The 17,130-nt window shown below is 61.1% G+C and carries 16 protein-coding genes and 1 pseudogene; 6 read left to right on the top strand and 11 right to left on the bottom strand.

The features are described from left to right. The 6 genes from RT91_RS13545 to RT91_RS13520 form a co-directional block, all read right to left on the bottom strand. A partial coding sequence (locus tag RT91_RS13545) for a methyl-accepting chemotaxis protein (RefSeq protein ID WP_240314300.1) occupies positions 1–773 on the bottom strand: 773 nt, incomplete at its 3' end. Positions 774–1,385: 612 nt separating this feature from the next. Further along, on the bottom strand, positions 1,386–2,465 hold the full coding sequence (locus RT91_RS13540; protein ID WP_035187711.1) for an IS5/IS1182 family transposase: 1,080 nt from the start codon (positions 2,463–2,465) through the stop codon (positions 1,386–1,388). 85 nt (positions 2,466–2,550) lie between these two features. Then, positions 2,551–3,858 (bottom strand): MFS transporter, encoded by a 1,308-nt coding sequence (locus tag RT91_RS13535; protein ID WP_035187709.1) that lies wholly within the window; start codon positions 3,856–3,858, stop codon positions 2,551–2,553. A 123-nt stretch (positions 3,859–3,981) separates the two neighbouring features. Then, complete coding sequence (gene acnA / locus RT91_RS13530) at positions 3,982–6,555, bottom strand: aconitate hydratase AcnA (protein WP_240314299.1); 2,574 nt, start codon at positions 6,553–6,555, stop codon at positions 3,982–3,984. Then, positions 6,552–7,244 (bottom strand): RraA family protein, encoded by a 693-nt coding sequence (locus RT91_RS13525; protein WP_035187702.1) that lies wholly within the window; start codon positions 7,242–7,244, stop codon positions 6,552–6,554. Before RT91_RS13525 ends, acnA begins: the two co-directional genes overlap by 4 nt. Then, entirely contained in the window at positions 7,241–8,224 is a 984-nt protein-coding gene (locus RT91_RS13520) for an NAD(P)-dependent oxidoreductase (RefSeq protein WP_035187700.1), read from the bottom strand. Before RT91_RS13520 ends, RT91_RS13525 begins: the two co-directional genes overlap by 4 nt. Before the next feature lie 100 nt (positions 8,225–8,324). On the opposite strand from RT91_RS13520, the gene RT91_RS13515 reads away from it, so the two are divergent. Beyond that, positions 8,325–9,230: a LysR family transcriptional regulator gene (locus RT91_RS13515; RefSeq protein ID WP_035187698.1), complete on the top strand. Its 906-nt coding sequence runs from the start codon at positions 8,325–8,327 to the stop codon at positions 9,228–9,230. Here RT91_RS13515 and RT91_RS13510 read toward each other — a convergent pair. Next, positions 9,220–9,465, bottom strand: a complete 246-nt coding sequence (locus RT91_RS13510) for a hypothetical protein (RefSeq protein WP_055726023.1) — start codon at positions 9,463–9,465, stop codon at positions 9,220–9,222. The two genes, RT91_RS13515 and RT91_RS13510, sit on opposite strands and share 11 nt — an antisense overlap. Before the next feature lie 34 nt (positions 9,466–9,499). After that, positions 9,500–10,378 carry an NmrA/HSCARG family protein gene (locus RT91_RS13505; protein WP_035187697.1) on the bottom strand — a complete coding sequence of 293 codons (879 nt, stop codon included), beginning with the start codon at positions 10,376–10,378 and terminating at the stop codon, positions 9,500–9,502. Between the two features lie 119 nt (positions 10,379–10,497). On the opposite strand from RT91_RS13505, the gene RT91_RS13500 reads away from it, so the two are divergent. Then, on the top strand, positions 10,498–11,397 hold the full coding sequence (locus RT91_RS13500) for a LysR family transcriptional regulator (protein ID WP_035187696.1): 900 nt from the start codon (positions 10,498–10,500) through the stop codon (positions 11,395–11,397). Positions 11,398–11,464: 67 nt separating this feature from the next. Here RT91_RS13500 and RT91_RS13495 read toward each other — a convergent pair whose 3' ends face one another. Together RT91_RS13495 and RT91_RS20645 are read right to left on the bottom strand one after the other, a co-directional pair. Further along, positions 11,465–12,022 (bottom strand): DUF2867 domain-containing protein, encoded by a 558-nt coding sequence (locus RT91_RS13495; RefSeq protein ID WP_240314298.1) that lies wholly within the window; start codon positions 12,020–12,022, stop codon positions 11,465–11,467. 37 nt (positions 12,023–12,059) lie between these two features. After that, positions 12,060–12,470, bottom strand: coding sequence for a nuclear transport factor 2 family protein (locus tag RT91_RS20645; RefSeq protein WP_035187693.1), 411 nt, complete (start codon positions 12,468–12,470; stop codon positions 12,060–12,062). A gap of 16 nt (positions 12,471–12,486) precedes the next feature. On the opposite strand from RT91_RS20645, the gene RT91_RS13485 reads away from it, so the two are divergent. Beyond that, positions 12,487–13,482 carry a LysR family transcriptional regulator gene (locus RT91_RS13485; RefSeq protein WP_082468598.1) on the top strand — a complete coding sequence of 332 codons (996 nt, stop codon included), beginning with the start codon at positions 12,487–12,489 and terminating at the stop codon, positions 13,480–13,482. A gap of 351 nt (positions 13,483–13,833) precedes the next feature. On the opposite strand, the gene RT91_RS13480 is transcribed toward RT91_RS13485, so the two are convergent. Continuing rightward, positions 13,834–14,193 carry a helix-turn-helix domain-containing protein gene (locus RT91_RS13480; protein WP_240314297.1) on the bottom strand — a complete coding sequence of 120 codons (360 nt, stop codon included), beginning with the start codon at positions 14,191–14,193 and terminating at the stop codon, positions 13,834–13,836. 174 nt (positions 14,194–14,367) lie between these two features. On the opposite strand from RT91_RS13480, the gene RT91_RS13475 reads away from it, so the two are divergent. From RT91_RS13475 to RT91_RS22590, 3 genes and pseudogenes are all read left to right on the top strand, one after another. Continuing rightward, a complete protein-coding gene (locus tag RT91_RS13475; RefSeq protein WP_051788292.1) occupies positions 14,368–15,228 on the top strand; it encodes an alpha/beta fold hydrolase in 861 nt (286 codons plus the stop codon). A gap of 31 nt (positions 15,229–15,259) precedes the next feature. Beyond that, entirely contained in the window at positions 15,260–16,372 is a 1,113-nt protein-coding gene (locus RT91_RS13470; RefSeq protein WP_035187689.1) for an NADH:flavin oxidoreductase, read from the top strand. 99 nt (positions 16,373–16,471) lie between these two features. Next, a pseudogene (locus tag RT91_RS22590) lies at positions 16,472–17,130 on the top strand (IS5 family transposase); the annotation flags it as partial.

Below are 17,130 nucleotides of genomic sequence, written 5' to 3'. Positions count from 1 at the left end.
TTGCCGACCAGTGCCACGCCAGTACCAACTTGTTGAGTCGAAGCGGAAATTAGCGTCTTTATCTCTTTCGCCGCGTCGGCCGAGCGTTGCGCCAGGGCGCGAACCTCAGTGGCCACGACGGCAAACCCGCGCCCTGCATCACCGGCGCGTGCGGCCTCTACCCCGGCATTCAGGGCAAGGAGATTGGTCTGAAACGCGATCTCGTCGATGACGCCGATGATGTTGCTGATCTGATTGGATGAGTTCTCGATACCCGCCATCGCACTCACGGTCTCCGCGACTACGACGGCAGAATGTTCTGCGTCGGACTTTGCCATATCAACAATGTCGCGAGCCTCAGAGGCGCTTTCAGCCGTCTTCGCCACAGTCGTTGTAATTTCATTCAATGCAGCCGCGGTCTCCTCGAGGCTTGCGGCCTGCTGCTCCGTGCGGCGTGCAAGATCGTCGGATGCCTGGGCAATTTCACCGGAACTGCTTCTGACACTCTGGATATTCGATGAAATCGCAGCCATTGTCGATTCCAATTGTTCAAGTGATGAATTGAAATCCTGACGAACGCTTTCGAAATCATGGGAGAAAATATCTGTAATTCTATATTCTAGATTTTTACCCGCAAGCTCTTTCAAGCCAACTGTAATGCCATTTACCGCTTGTACACGATCAGTAATATCGGTCGCAAATTTTATAACTTTTACGGCCTTGTTGTTGAGATCGAAGATCGGATTATAGGAGGCTTGCAGCCAGATTTGTTTTCCTCCTTTGCCAATCCGCATAAACTCTTCAGAAAGATCGGAGAGCGAACCGTCTCCGGCCTATGGGACCTGATCGGCAGGCTCGTCGACAGCTTCCAGCACCGCGAATGCGCCAACTACTTCAGCTCATGCGGATATGACCCGGACTGATCGAAATACGCTCTAGAAGACGCTCTTTGCGAGGTCGATACCATCTGTGGCAAGCTCGGACATGGATGGCTCCTCTATGTAGGATGATGACTTCCCAACTATGACGCAAAGTCATGCCGGGAGCAGGATCTATCCACACCATCAATCGAAACGGCCGTCGGCCGCGTCAAGGCCATATTGCGAATGCCGGTGAGCGAATCGTCTCTGGCATGTGGATCATCATCGGCAGGCTCGTCGATATCTTAAAGCCCGCCGAGTGCGCCAACGAATACTTCAGCTCATGCAGATATGACCCAGATTGATCGAAATATGCTCTAGATCCTATCCGTTAGCTGGACACCCGTATTTGCCCTTGCGGATTTGGCGGTTGGTTGGATCTGAATCTTGATACGGCGCTCTTGGCCGTTTGAATGGCCTTATTTGACCGTCTGCGTGGGTCGCGGAGGCTGCGATCGGTGCCGCAATCCCGAGGCCTGGACGGATTCATCCCATGGCTCGGGCGCGTTCATGGAAGATGAGCCGGTCGAAGTTGTAGGCGATATTGGCCAGGATGAGTTTCGCTTCGACCCGTGAGATGCCGATGGTGCGGATGAACAGGCCGAACCTGTTCTTCTGGTGGGCGAAGACGTGTTCGACATGGGCACGGATCGACGATTTCGCGGCATTGGCCCGCGCGATATTGTGCGGCATCGGCTTGCCCGCCGGCTTGCGCCTGTGGATGCGGCTGACCAGCATCCTTGAAGCCAGCCATTTCTCATTCTTCTGCGAGCGATAGGCACTGTCGGCCCAGACCTCCGAGGAAGTGTTGTCCGTCGTCACCAACCGCGGCAGCACCCGGCCATCCGCATGGGATGCCGACGTCACCGCACTCTCCCGGATGAAGCCGAAGCGCCGGTCGATCGCGATGTGGGATTTGTGGCCGAACACAGGCGGCGCAATCTGGGGCAGTGACGTGCCGTCCGGCCGATACCGGATCTTGCCGCCGATCTTGAGCGTCCACCGCGCGTCCGTGTCTTTTTGCGCTGCCTTGTGGGGCTCCTCCGGCCAGATCTCACGCGCTGTCTTGCCGGCCTTGATCGCTTCCTTCTCCGCATCCGTGTTCCGCTGCTTCGGTGCCGGCACCAGCGACGCATCGACGATCTGGCCCGACATCGGGATGTAGCCCTTCTTCTGCAACTGCCAGTCGAACGCCTTCATCACCCGCTTCAGCGTGCCGGTCTCGGTCAGTTTGTTACGGAACAGCCGGATCGTGTTCTCATCCGGCGTCGGCCCGCCACGATCAAAGCGCAGGAAGCGCATCCAGGACAGGCGGTCCCGGATCATGAACTCCATCCTGGCATCGCTCAGATTGTGCCGGGCCTGAAGGATCAGCGCCTTGAACATCGAAACAGGGTCGAAGGGCGGGCGGCCACCCCTGGCTCCGTCCCCGTAGCCCGGCCCTTCAACCAGCCAGCCACGGAAATGCTCGAAATCGACCGTCGCTTCCAGAACCTCCAGCGGGTCCCCGGTCTTGCTCAGACGCTCAAGATGCTCCGAAAGCCCGAACAGAGACCACGCCCCCATCCACCCGCCTCCAATTCACGACCGCCTCAGTGAATCACGAATTCAACAACACTCACAGGGTTATTGCGGGTGTCCAGCTCGTCTTTCAACCGTTATCGCCTCCAGTAGTTTCTGGTAACAACCGGCAGACAAGCCCACCAAGGACCAAGATCGCCGCCAAGGCATAAATGCCTGCACTCGTCGTTCCGGTGAGCGTGGTCAGCCAACCAAAAAGCACTGGCCCTATAAACCCGCCGAGATTACCGATTCCGTTTATGATGCCGCGTGCACCACCTGTAACACCGGGAGGAAAAAGGAGGTCCGGCATTGACCAGTACGGACCCGCAATGGCCTTTGAAAGAAGTCCCGTAACCACGATAAGCGCAAAAGATATCCATCTGAGATGCGGAATGAAAGCCGCCAACCCGAAAGCGATACCAAACCCGCACAAGGCAATTGTACACCACCCGCGTCGATTACCCTTCCGGTCGGACAACGCGCCGAATGAATACAGGCCGATGACGGCCGCGGTAAGAGGCAGGACACTCAGCCATCCGACGGAGCTCAGGCTGGCTTTCATGAGCTCCTTCAAGATCGTCGGTAGCCAGATGAGAAAGCCGTACGATCCAGTCAGGAAGCAGATAAAGATGATGGACATGATCCATAAATTCTTGTCGAGCAAAAGCTGACGGTAGGTCCCTCTGGTTGATCTGTCAGCTCTCGCGAATTCTTCTTCTTTTGCGGCTCGATCGTGGGCGAGCGCCGCCTGAATATAATCGCGCTCTGCCGTGGATATCCATTTCGCCGTGGTCGGATCATCGCTTGCCAGCGGCCACCAGATCAGGAGCAGGACAAGTGAAACCACGCCTTCGAAATAGAACAGCGCGCGCCATCCATATTGATCGACCACAAAGCCCGAAATCGGGTTGGTCAGAACAGCGGATAGCGGAAGGCTGATGAGAAATAGAGCGTTTGCCCTGCCGATTTCAGTTCGCGGAAACCATTTTCCGACGACGACCAGGATGGCTGGGTAAACACCCCCTTCGGCGACGCCCAAGAGGAAACGCATCACATAGAGTTCCCAACCTGTCTGAACGAAGCCAGTCAGAAAAGATATTGCCCCCCAAGCCAATATCGTCGACGCGATGAACTTCTTGGGGCTTCCATGCTCGGCAATGTGGCCGCCGGGGATCTGCAGCAGGAGATAGCCCCAAAAGAAGATGCCCGCGGCAAGGCCGGCATATGTGCTCGAAATGCCGAGGTCCTTGTTCATGCCTGCGGCCATTGCAAATCCGATATTGACCCGGTCCATGTACGCTATGATGTAGATGATGACACACGGGGGAAGAATTCTGAACCAGCGCGAGTTGGGAACCGAATCTGACAAAGATACTGTGGGCTGCGAAATCGGCATTTCACTATTCTCCCTTGGACGCCCTGCATCTATGGAGAATAGCCTCTTGCCAGCCAAACTGATTATAAACATGCATTGACGTTCTCCTTTGTATTTGTTTGGCCTATTGATTTTCTGGATTGATCACGAGCCGCAAACCAGGTCTCGTAACACGGTCGGCAGAACACCGCCTCCGCGCAGATCGGCCACCTCTTCATCCGTTTCCGTGCGGCAAATCAGGGCGAGTTCACAGATCAACGCCTTATTGCGATAGAAAAGCGCAGAGACTTGGCCGCTCGGTCGCAGATGCCGCAGTCCGCGGAGATCGATGGTCTCAAACCCGTCAAGGGCAAGCGAATCAAGGCTGAACCCGTCAGGGAACTGCAATGGCAGCACGCCCAGAGCCACCAAATTCGCCCTGTGGATACGTTCAAAGCTTTCTGCGATGACCGCGGAAATGCCGAGAATGCGCGTTCCCTTTGCAGCCCAGTCCCGCGCAGATCCTGCGCCGTAGTTGCGGCCAGCGATCACGACCATGGGTATGTCGCTGGTTCTTAGCGTTTCCGCGGCAGCGTGAATCGTGACGAGATCACCGTCTGGCGAAAGCCTTGTGAAACCGCCCTCTTTTCCGCGCGCCAGGCGGTTGCGAAGTCGCGGGTTTGCGAAGGTACCGCGCGCCATGACATCGTGGTTCACCCGGCGCGCACTATAGGATTGCAGCTTGTCAGGCGCTTCCCCTCGCTCGATGAGCCATTGACCCGCCTCATATTGCGGCAAGATCCGGGATACTGGCGATATATGATCCGTGGTGACGTCGTCGCCGAGCAAGGCGAGGATCCGTGCATCAGAAATGTCTTGCGTGACGAGAGGGGCCGCTACCGGTCCATCCACGAAAGGCGGCCGCCGGATAGACAAGCTTTGGGGTTCCCACGGATAGAGCGGTGTGGCCGGAGCGTCCAGGGCGGTCCAGGCTATAGGTCCATCGAAGGCGGCATTCGCGCTCGCTGTGTATATCGCTGGCGACAGGCGAGCGGCCGCAGCGGCGACGGCCTCGTCGCTTGGCCATAAATCCGCAAGCATGATCGGCCGGCCTACCCGATCCTTCCCCAGCGCTTCTCTTGAGAGATCGCGACGCATGTCACCTGCGATCGCGTAGGCAACCACCATTGGCGGTGATGCGAGGTATGATGCCTGGCAGAGCGGATGGATACGGCCTTCGAAATTACGGTTGCCGGAGAGAATGGCCGCGACCGACAAGCCATCGCGACGTATGGCCGCCTCAATTTCTGGCGATAGCGGGCCGGAATTTCCCATGCAGGTCATGCAGCCATATCCGACCAGGCCGAAGCCGACCGCTGCCAGATCTTCGAGCAACCCCAGATCCCGAAGATAGTCGCCCGTGGCATGAGACCCCGGAGAAAGCGATGTCTTGACCCATGGAGGGGGTTTCAATCCCAGTTGGCGTGCCGCCCGGGCCAGCAAACCCGCGCGCAGCATGGCATCCGTATTGGAGGTGTTGGTGCAACTGGTAATGGCAGCTATCACGATATCGCCGTCACGGATCGGCGCCGCGGCGTCGACCTTTCCCGAGCCACGCGGGACCGAAGACGGAACAGCGGACAGCGGCATTGTCTGGGTTGGACGTGACGGCCCGGCGACGCACGGATCGACCGTATCGAGATCAAACTCGACCGTCTCGTCAAAGCGGCGAGATGTCTCGTTCTGCCGGAAGCCCTGCGCCTGGGTATAGGCATCGACCAACGCGACATGGTCTGCACGCCGGCCGGTGAGTCGGAGGTACGCCAGGACCTCATTGTCAACCGGGAAGAAGCCCATGGTAGCGCCGTATTCCGGCGCCATGTTGGCGACGGTAGCGCGGTCGGAAAGGCGCAGGCTGTTCAGACCGGGGCCGTAAAATTCGACGATTTTCCCGACAACGCCAAGTTGTCGGAGAAAGGCTGTCAAGGCCAGCGCCAGATCGGTCGCCGTGCATCCTGGCGGAAGACGATTGAGTAGCCTGACACCGACGATCCTGGGTATCCTCAATGCGACCGAGCGTCCCAGCATTGCCGACAACGCCTCGATACCGCCGACCCCCCATCCCAGAACGCCGAGGGCATTCACCATCGTGCTGTGGCTGTCCGTACCCAACATCGTGTCGGGGTACGCAATTCCGTCGACGACCTGCACGACACGGGCCAGCACTTCGAGGTTGATCTGGTGGCAGATGCCGCGCCCTGGAGGCACCACGCGAAGCGCCTGAAAGGCGTGCCGAGCCCATCGCAGAAACCGATATCGTTCGCGGTTTCGCTCGAACTCCCTGTCGAGATTTCGGACGAGTGCCTCGGGGATCCCGGAATGGTCGACCTCGACCGAATGATCCACGACGAGATCGACCGGAATGCGGGGTTCGACCGATCGGGGGTCCGGCGCCGCGTCCCTCAGTGCCGCGAGGTCAGCCAGAACAGGAATGCCCGAGCTGTCCTGCATCAGAATTCTCGACGGCCGGAAGTGGATGGTTCGAGATCGATCCTTTGCGGCAATCGCCGCCGCCAACTCCAGTTCGCCGTGATGCAATGCGTCCTCGGCCAGAATCATGAGGCTCACGGGCAGGTCGTTGAAGCAGCCTATCCCGTCTTGCTCGGCTTTTGGTAACGAGACGAAAGCAGGCCCCCCATCGGCAAGGGGGACGAGAAGTTGCTTCGGAAAGGACGTCAAACCGGGCATCCTTTCGAGCGCAGCAATTTGTTGAAACGCTCCGGATCGGTGGTGCCCGCCGCGTTAGCGGCGCGAATGTCATCTTCCCGCCTCGCATGGGCTTTGGCGCGGACAAGCAAGTCTTTTGCTTCGGCGGCCGGCACGGCAAGCACGCCATCGGCATCGCAGATCATCAGGTCGCCCGGACTGACCACCATCCCTGCGCATGCAATCGGCACATTGACTTCACCGGGACCATCCTTTGTCGGTCCCCTGTGGGTATGGCCGCGGGCGTAACAAGCAATACCCCCTTGGGCCCACTCGGCAAGGTCACGAACGGCGCCATCCACGACGAAGGCCGCGATCCCCTTTTTCATGGCCGAGGTTCTCATTAGGCCACCGATCAGGGCCTGGCTGACATTGCCGCCTCCATCGATGACGATCACGTCGCCGGGATGTGACATCGCAATAGCCTGGTGGATCATCAGGTTGTCCCCGGGCCTCACGCGGACGGTGATGGCCGGTCCGGCCACGATCAGCGTCAGGTCGGCATGATATGACTGCAAGCCGATCGCTCCGACGGCTCGGCCCATGCTATCGCTCGCGTGAGCTGCAGGAACTCCTTTGAAGTCCGCGACCAAGGACGGAGCCAGCGTCGTAACCCGTGGATTGACCCTGTAGCCCGGCGGCCATGCGTTGGTCTCGATCATCTGGATATTCTTTTCAATGTGAATGGATTAACGCAGACCGTCGCATCGAACGGACGGCCGTGAATGATGGCGAGAGCGTGCTCCGCCGCCATTCTCGCGGTGGCCGCGAGCGCGGCATCCGTCGACCCTCCGACGTGTGCGGTGAGAACAGTATTCGGGTGATTGCAAAGCGGATGAGAAGCCGGCAATGGCTCGATTGAAAAAGTATCGAGGCCCGCACCGTAAAGGTGACCGCTATCCAACCCCGCCAGCAGGGCCGCCTCGTCGATCAATCCGCCCCGAGACGTGTTGACGATCACAGCGCCCTTCGGAAGTGCGGCGATCTGCGACGCACCGATCAGATCGCGAGTTTGTTCGTTCAACGGGATATGCAGCGACAAAAAGTGACTGCGCGGAAGCATTTGCTGGAGGCTATCGACCAGTTCGACCGATAGACCGGGCTCCGGTGTTGCGAGCGGATCAAATGCGATCACCTGCATGCCGAACCCCAACGCGGCTCGTGCCACCGCTTTTCCAATACCACCGAACCCGATGAGGCCGAGCGTCTTGGTGCCTAATTGAAGCCCGCTGCCGCTGCGATCCCAGTTACCTGCCCGGATCGCGGCGTTTTGGGTCGTGACCCGCCGAGCGGCCGCCAACATCAGCGCCATGGTCAGTTCGGCCACCGACTGTCCGTTGCCCGCCGGTGCGATCAAGACAGGGATGCCGCGCTCAGTGGCTGTCGCTACATCGACATTATCAAAACCAACGCCGTGGCGCGAAATCACCTTAAGAGTCGATCCCGCAGCGGCGAAAGCCTGTGCGTCGAAAGGCAAGGTGCGAGAAATTACGCCATCCACTGCCTCGCGCCGGAGATGCTGTAGCATTTCCTCAGTGCCGCCATGTCTGCTGGTGAAGATTACCCTGCAGCCTTCCGCACGAAGGACCTCCTGCCCTGCCTCCGCCAGCGTGGGCGCACTCACCAAGATCGTTGCCGACATCTCCACCCTTTTCGATCGTTTCCACGGTCAGGATTGCGCATGGCGCAGTTGACGTCTAGTTTCTAATTTTCATCAAAAGTAAACTGTTGGGAAACATTCAATGGACATCCGCGATCTTGCTTACTTCGAGGCGATCGCAAGGCTGCAGAGCCTCACCCGAGCCGCCGCCGAAGTCGGACGCACAAAGCCGGCGCTGAGCAAGTGCATCCGTCGCCTCGAAGATCGCGTCGAAGGTGCATTATTCGAAAGACGGGGCCGACGACTGGTGTTGACCGCTGCCGGGCAAACGCTGTTGTCCCATGCGGTTAAGATGCGCGCGTCGATGGCTGACGCTCTCAGAGATGTGGCCGAAGTGGCAGGAGGCCATAAAGGCCACGTCAGGCTTGGGCTTGGCACGTCGATCGTGGAAAGCCTTTTGCCCGTCATCGCCGACTGGCATCGATCCGAGGCCGCGCGGACGACCCTCAAGCTGCAGATCGGCTTAAACGATGCGCTGCGGCGAGACCTCGTCGACGATCACCTTGATGGGATTGTCACGACGGTCCAGGCGAGAGACGCGTTCAACCTGACCCGAGAAAACTGGGGGGAAGACGATGTCGTCGTTATCGGAAGAAAAAGACATCCGCTTGATCGTCGCAGACCGGTGACGATCCACGAATTGTCTCAATGCCACTGGGTTCTGGCATCCCGCTTCGTGGCGAGTCGCGACTGGCTGGACAATGCTTTCATTGCCCGGGGATTTGACCCACCAAATGTGCAAGTCGAGATCGGATCAGCCCAACTCGTAGCCGCCTTCATCGAAGAAACCGACTTGCTTGGTTTTTTGCCCCGGCGGATTTTGAGAAGCGAACGAGTTCGGAAAGCCCTTGTAGAAATTCCGAGCGGCGACATCAAAATGCATAGAAACCTGGGCTTTATCACTCGTAGAGGTGGCTATGTGCCACCCGCGCTGATGCGGCTTAATCGTCGGCTCAAGTCCGCAATTGAAGCGGAGGCTAATGAATAATTCCTTGTCCAAGCCTGATGAATGATAAATAGTCATAAGACCAGAGGCCCTTTATGCCGCCGACCGTCGCCGGCTCGGCCCGTATCCCCGCCGCAGAAGGGATGGCGGCGAGCATGGCGTCGAATATCGGCCGCGCCTGCGGGCCGAGGACCTCGCCCTTGTGAGGTGACGCGGCCTGCCGCATCGCGGCTACAGCCGCCGCGTCCTGAGGAGGCAGGGGATGAATGTCGGTCATGAACCGTCTCCTGGTTTGACGTGTGGCCCGGCACTCAGCCCTTCGCCCACTGGGCGGCGGCATCCTTGGCAAAGGCTCGGTAGGAGCGGGGTGCGCGGCCTAGCAGCTTGGTAAGATGCGCGATGTCGGCAGCTGTCGCCGTCGCACCGTCCGTCTGGTAGCGACCGAACATCAGACGCAGGTCGAGCGCGTGCCACGCCGGCAGCATAGCCTTCATCCGTTGCTCCATCACGGTGAGATCGTCGCCGCCATAGCTGATGGCGCGGCCGAGTGCGTCGCTCCAGATCGCCGCGAGGCCTTCTCCGGTCAGGCTGTCTGGGCCGACCAGTTCATAGATCTCGCGACCAATCGGCGCGGGCCCCTGGTCCCGGCGGAGCAGTTCGATGGCGGCGGCCTCGCCGATATCGCGGATATCGACCATCGAGACCCCCTTCGCACCGATCGGCGCGGCATAGGCGCCGAACTTCAGCAGCGGGTCTTTCTGGCGAAGGTCGTTCTGGATGAAATAGGCCGGACGCAGGATTGTCGCCGGCAGGTCCAGCGCCTCGATCATCCGCTCGACTGTATGCTTGCCTGCGAAATGCGGCACGTCGGCATAGGCCTCGCCCTTGAACACCGACAGATAGACGATGCCCTTGACGCCGGCTTCGCGCGCGACCGTCAGTGTCAGCATGGCCTGGGTCAGTTCGTCGGCGACGTTGGGAACGAGCAGGAAGAGCGTGCTGACGCCATCGAGTGCCGCGCGCACCGAGTCGATATCGGCGAGGTCGCCGCGTACCGGTGTCACGCCGGAGGGAAGCGACGCCTTGCCAGGCGAGCGGGTGAGCGCGCGGATATCGGCCCCACGCCCCTGGAGATGGGTCAGAACCTGGGTGCCGATCGTGCCTGTGCTGCCTGTAACGAGAATGCTCATGATGGGTACTCCTCTGGTGGCCGCGGACCTTCATCCGCGATAAGGAGCAAAATAGACGTTCCATTTTTTGCTGATAGCCGCCATGATTGAAACTGATCGTACCAAATTCGGAACACCTTATGGACCTGCAAGCCCTGTCCGATTTCAATCTGGTGGCTACCCATGGCGGGATCGGTCGCGCCAGCCGGGTTTCCGACCGGTCGAAGGCGACGCTGTCGCGCAAGGTCGCGGAACTGGAGCGGAGTCTCGGCGTGCGGCTGATCGAGCGCGGCGCGCAGGGCCTGCGCCTGACCGAAGAGGGGCGCGCCTTGCGTGAACGCACATGTGGGCCGCTTGACGAGATCGCGGAAGCGCGCGAGGCGGTGGTGCTCGGAGCTTCCATCCCGCGTGGTCGGCTCAGGGTCAGCGTCCCGGTCGTCATCGCGCATATGGCATTCGGCCGGATCGGCGCTCGTTTCGCCCTCGCGTATCCGGAGGTTCAGCTCGAGATCGTCGCCGAGGATCGCAAGGTCGATCCGGTGGAGGACGACTATGATCTCGTCATCCGCGTTGATCCTGCGCCGGACGACCGGCTGGTCGGCCGCCGGTTCCTGAATGACGAGCGTCTGATCGTGGCGCCGCCGGATCTGCCGCGGGCCGCGCGCCATTCAGCAGCGGTGGGTGAGCTGGCCGTGCGGGCGGTGGTGCTGACGACAACGCCGGCGGATATCATCTGGCAGCTTCGCGGCGATCCGGGGCCGGATATCGTGGTCAGGCCGGAGCCGGTGCTGCGCCTCTCATCGCTGCTGATGGTGCGCGACGCGGTGCTGGCGGGCACTGGTGCTGCGGTCCTGCCCAAATTGCTGGTTGCGGACGATGTCGCGGCAGGACGCCTCGCCCTTTGGGGACCAGTGTCCGAACCTCCAGTCGAACTCTGGGCGCTACAGAGTTCCCGCCGGCTTGTCGGGGCGAAGGTGCGCGCTTTCCTGGACGTCGTGGAGAAATCCTTCCCCGACAGGGCTTTTATGCCGCCTGCCTAAAGCGGATGCCGCCGACCTCGTCCATGCGGGGATCGGCGCCGATGGATTACGGGCGCCCCTGAAGCGGTCAGCGCGGCAGGAGCCGTTCAAGGTTGCGGCGGACGACAAGGCGATGGAACGGGGCGATCGTCATGAGGTAGAAACGCCCCGGCAGATTGTGGCAGCGCACGGCTGTGGTCATGATAAGATCGCGCTTCTCACCATCCGTCGCGCCCCTTACCAGGACTGAGGCCCTGAAATCGAGGTGCCGGTCGTCTTCCCCCAGCACAAGCTCCCGCTCCGAACGCGCCAGGACAGGAAAGAACGCCACGGTCGCGCGGCCTTCGGACTCGGCATCCTGCCGTATCCGCCGGGAGGATTTCACGCCGCCCGCCGAGACGATGGTGTCGCGGAGGCGGAGCAGCACCCGAAACCAGGCCGGCGGGTGTTCCAGGGCCTCGCGCGCCAGGGCCTCGATATCATCGGGCGCCCCATCGGGCAGCGTGATGGCATAGGCGTCGACCAGATCCGCACCGACAAACCAGTCCGCAATGGCACTTTCGGCGGGCGGCCTGACGGGATCTGCTCTCTTGCCAGGCATTCGACGCGAACCGGGCGCGGAACGCGGGCACATGGAAGGTGCCATGGGAGTCCCCCCAGGAACGCTGAGGAAACGGTTCATATCAGCCGCGTCGCCGCTCGACCAGTTCCAGCGCGGGCACACCGACGAGCGGGGCCAGTCTTTGCTGGATGGCGACGATGCCGGCCAGCGGACGCCACTGCACCGTCATGCTGGTGATGCGCCCATCCTCGCCGACAATCATGTCATCGACCCCCGTGACCTGGGCCTCGCCGGCACGGATTCGCAGCATGATGGCCGCCCGGTTCTCCCCGGCGACGATCGCGGTGGTCTCGAATTCGTCGACCCCGGCCAGCAAGGCCTTCAAGACGCGGACAACCGCGTCCCTGCCGACGAACGGATCGGTGACGAACGGGCTGCTGAGCGTGACGTTCGGGTCGAGATGGTCTGCCAGCGCCGCAGGCGCCCTGGCGTGCATCGCGTCGAGAAAGGGTTGGGCATGGATCATGTTCATGGCGACGCTCCTTTGAATGAACCGCAATATCGTCGGATTGCGGCGCCGCTTGAAGCGCCGCCTGTGTCCAGATAGTGTTGACATTGTGTCCACACCGTCACCCCTGACGATGATCCAGCTGACCTGTTTCCTGGCCGTCGCCGAGACAGGCTCCTTCGCGGCGGCGGGACGCCGCCTCGGCATGACGACCTCCGGCGTGTCCAAGACGATCGGCAGGCTCGAGCAGGCGAGGACGATCCGCCTGCTCAACCGTTCGACCCACGCCGTCTCGCTCACCGATGATGGCGAACGCCTCCTGCCGCTGGCGCGGGAGGCCCTGCGGAGCATGGAGACGGCCGACGCGGCAATCAGCGTCGCGTCGAGGGATGGCGTCTCGGGTCGGGTGCGAATCACCGCGCCGACGGCTGTCCTCACGACCTGCCTCGTGCCGCTACTGCCGCATTTCCAGGCGGCGTTGCCGCAGATCAGGCTCGACTTGCGCGGCAGCGACCGGATGATCGATCTCGCGGACGAAGCTGTCGACCTGGCCATCCGCAGTGGGCCACTGGACGGTATTCCGGGCCATCGGGCTCAGATCTTGTGCGCGTTTCCCTGGGTCACCTGCGCCGCACCGGACTATCTCGCCCACCGTGGCACACCGTCGATACCCGACGAGCTGGCGGGCCACGATCTCATCGGCTTCCGCAACCAGCGTACCGGCATTGTAGAGCCTTGGCGGTATGCGCACCCGCGAACAGGCGCGCCGAAACACGTCCGCGTCGCCGCTGGTCCCGCACTGGTCCTGGACGATGCCTGCGCCGCTGCGGCCGCCGCGATCGCGGGGATCGGGATCATCTGGGCGCCAAGCTGGCTTGTTTCGGAACCGCTTCGCGTCGGCGCACTGATGCCGCTGCTGCCGGCATGGGCTGGCAAGCCGATGAGGATGTCCATCGTGCGGCGTGAAGGGCGCATCCCGGCGCGCACGAGGACGGTCATCGAATTCCTCAGGGCCCATCGCGCGGCCTTCGCATAGCCACGTTTTACCGCGGACGCGATCACAGGCGGTGTCGTACAGGCACGCTCCGCCGGGACGGAACACGGTAACGGCAAGCCCGGATGCAGGGCGGCAGCCTCTCGAGACCGGCATCCCGGCAGAGCGCGCCGGCCGACACCATCGCGGAGACCGCCCGCTCGTGGTGGAGAAAAGCAGAGGCGAACCGGGGCCCGGCTGTCAGAAGCTCACGAACGCCGGCCCCGGGCGGTTACCGGTCCCATGCATTCGACCCGATCCTGCCTCTCCGCGCGTCGGCCGGGCCACCTGAAAGACAGGCGATGAATCTGTCCCGCCGGTTATCCGCGGCACCGGCGTGACCAGGCGCTTCGCTCATCGGCCTGCACGCCCGTCATATCGCTGTTGCGCCTGTTCGATCTCATCCAGATGGTGAATTGCCCAGTCATAGGCCGCGCCGAGCGGGATTTGCAGGGTGCGCCCGAGTTGCGTGATCGAGTATTCGACCGCGACGGGCGAGGTCGGGAGCACTTGCCGCGCGATCAGCCCGTTGCGTTCCAGGCGGCGGAGAGCCTGGGTCAGTGCCTTGTGGGTGATGCCTTCCAGCCGTCGCCTGAGTTCGTTGAACCGTGTCGGCTTTTCGTTGAGCAGCGTGAGGATCATCACCGACCATTTGTTGGCGACCTGATCGAAGAAAGAGCGGGCGGCACAATCCGCAAAGAACACCGCGTCCACTTCGCACGTCATCCCGATATCCTCCCGTATACCTGCGCACCTTGAGGTGCGTAATTGATCCTAGATAGCCGATGTATATCTAGATGCCAAGGAAATGCCCATCGGCTTGAACATCGGGTCACTGCACCGATCCGATGAACCGGGCGGCGGGTTCACCGATCACGGAGACGAGACATGAGAACGGATCAGCAGGATGGTCCCCGCCGCGACGCGCAGGCGGTCACAGCAGGGCAGATCCAGGCCCATGCGCCGCCAAGCGCCACGGCGCGGCTCTTCAGGACGGAGGCCGGCCGCGGCAGGAACGTGATGTTCCTGCACGGCTGGACGGGCGATTCCCATGACTGGAACGGGCAGTTGTCCTTGTTTGAAGGCAGGTATCGTGTCGTCGCCGTCGATCTGCGCGGGCATGGCCGGTCTGAGATCATGCCGCCGGGCTCCTACATGCCAGACGATTACGTCGCCGACATCGAGGCGCTGATTGCAACCGAATATCCTGGTGAGGAATTCGTCATCGTGGGGCACTCGATGGGGGGGCAAGTCGCCGCCCGTCTTGCCGCCAAGCGGCCGGACATGGTTGTCGCGGTGGTATCCATCGATGGCTCGCTTGGCTTTTCCTACGAGATGGGTGAACTCTTCGCGAAGACGGCCCATGCCCTGACGGTGGGCGATCCTGGCGTCGTGGCATCGGCGCTGTTTCAGCAAGTTTATGATCCATCCACCGATCCGGCTTTCAAGCTGTGGCATGGCCGGCGCGCCCAGGGGATGCCCGCTTGTGTCGTGCGCGAGACTTTCGGGCCGCTCTTCGTGGGAGATGGCCAGGTTGGTGTGGGAGCGGCAAGCGCAAGGTTCTGTCAAAGCCTGCAAGTGCCCGTCTATCACCTGTGCCGCGATGCGGCCCAGGCCGACCGCATGCGGCCGTGGTTCTCGCACCCGAGGTCAAAAGTGGACGTCTGGTCCCACGCGGGTCACTGGATCATGCAGGATCGTCAGGAAGACGTGAACGCGGCGGTAACCGCCTGGATCGACGCGGCTTAGTCAATTTCCCCTCACTGATTCGAGATATCCCATGTCCAATCCTGATGCCCTGTTCAGCCCTTACCGGCTGAATGCTCTCAACCTTCCGAACCGCGTGGTCATGGCACCGATGACACGCTCGTTCTCTCCTGGCGGCGTGCCAACTGACGCGGTGGCAGCTTATTATCGCCGCCGCGCAGAGAATGGTGTCGGGCTTATCATAACGGAGGGGACGGGGATTGCCCGCCCGGCCGCGCTCAACGAGCCTGATCTTCCTCGTTTCCATGGAGACGTGGCACTCGCCGGATGGAAAAAGGTGGTGGACGAGGTTCATGCAGCAGGCGGGCGCATAATGCCCCAGCTCTGGCATGTGGGCCAGAAACGCTCGAAAGCCGCCGCAGACTGGGCCCCGCCCGTTCCCTATGAAAGCCCTTCAGGACTCTCGGGGGCGGGCGAGTTGGTGGGCCATCCCATGAGTGAGGCTGATATCGCAGACACGATCGACGCGTTCGCACAAGCTGCGGTCGATGCCGAGCGGCTCGGGTTCGACGGCATCGAACTGCACGGCGCGCATGGCTATCTCATCAACCAGTTCTTTCTGGAGCACCTCAACCAACGCAACGACCGTTATGGCGGCTCGACGCTCCTTGAACGCTCCCGCTTCGCGATTGAGATTCTGAAGGCTATTCGGTCGGTGGTGACGCCGGGCTTTCCGGTGATACTCCGTTTGTCCCAGTGGAAGCCGACTGACATCCAGGCTCGGCTTGCCGAGACGCCTCAGGCGCTCGAGCGGTGGCTCAACGCGTTTGCCGATGCAGGTACGGATGCCTTCCACCTCTCGCAGCCGAAATTCTGGGAACCCGCTTTTCCCGAGTTCGACGGCGAATTGAACCTGGCCGGCTGGGCGAAGAAGCTGACGGGCATCACAGCAATAACAGTCGGCTCTGTTGGCCTCTCCACGGACGTCTACCAGTCCTTCGCCGGCAAGAGCGCCCAGGCCGTCGCTCTCGACGGATTGCTCGCGCGGTTGGAACGCGGTGAGTTCGACCTCGTCGCGGTCGGACGCCCACTGCTTCAGGACCCGGCCTGGCTCAACAAGATCAGGCAACGCCGATTCGATCAGATTGCTGATTTTACACCGGAAGCTCTGGCGACCCTGAGTTAATCTTAGGGTTAGCGCGCCCAGAGCCGATCAGGGTTGCTGCGCTAGGGCTTGTGGGGATTTAGGATTCCCATTTGGGGGTGGCTGTGATTCACGCTGTGAATGGAACGATTTGTACTGACGGACGCCCAATGGGCGAGGATAGAACCGCATTGTCTTGGCAAGGCGAGTGACCCTGGCCGCAGCGGCCGGGACAATCGGCTGTTTCTGGAAGCGGTGCTTTGGATTGTCCGTACTGGCAGTCCGTGGCGTGATCTGCCTTCGATGTTTGGCAACTGGAGCACGGCCTACCGCCGGTTCAACGACTGGCGTCGCGCTGATGTTTTCAAACGGATTTTCGACGCGGTATCTGATGAACCCGATATGGAATACGCCATGGTCGACGGCACGATCGTCAAGGTCCACCGTCACGGCCAGGGCGCAAAAGGGGGACTCAAAGCCAGGCCATAGGCCGTTCCAAAGGTGGCATGACAACCAAAATTCTGGCGCTGACGGATGCCTTGGGCAACCTTGTGCGCTTTCGTCTCATGCCGGGCAATCGCTATGACAGCATCGAGGTCCCGCCACTGATCGACAACGTCGAATTCGGTGGATTGATCGCAGACAAGGCATTCGACAGCAACGCTCTGGTCGCAGAACTCAACGAAAGAGGCGCCAGGATCGTCATTTCCCAGCACCCGGCCCGGGCACTGAAGCTGAAAATCGACCACGAAACCTACAAATGGCGTCATCTGATCGAGAATTTCTTCTGCAAGCTCAAG

It is taken from the genome of Acidiphilium sp. JA12-A1 (assembly GCF_000724705.2).
GTDB lineage: Bacteria > Pseudomonadota > Alphaproteobacteria > Acetobacterales > Acetobacteraceae > Acidiphilium > Acidiphilium multivorum.
The sequence above is the reverse complement of the archived record's forward strand: the minus strand, read 5'-3'. Positions and strand labels throughout refer to the sequence as shown.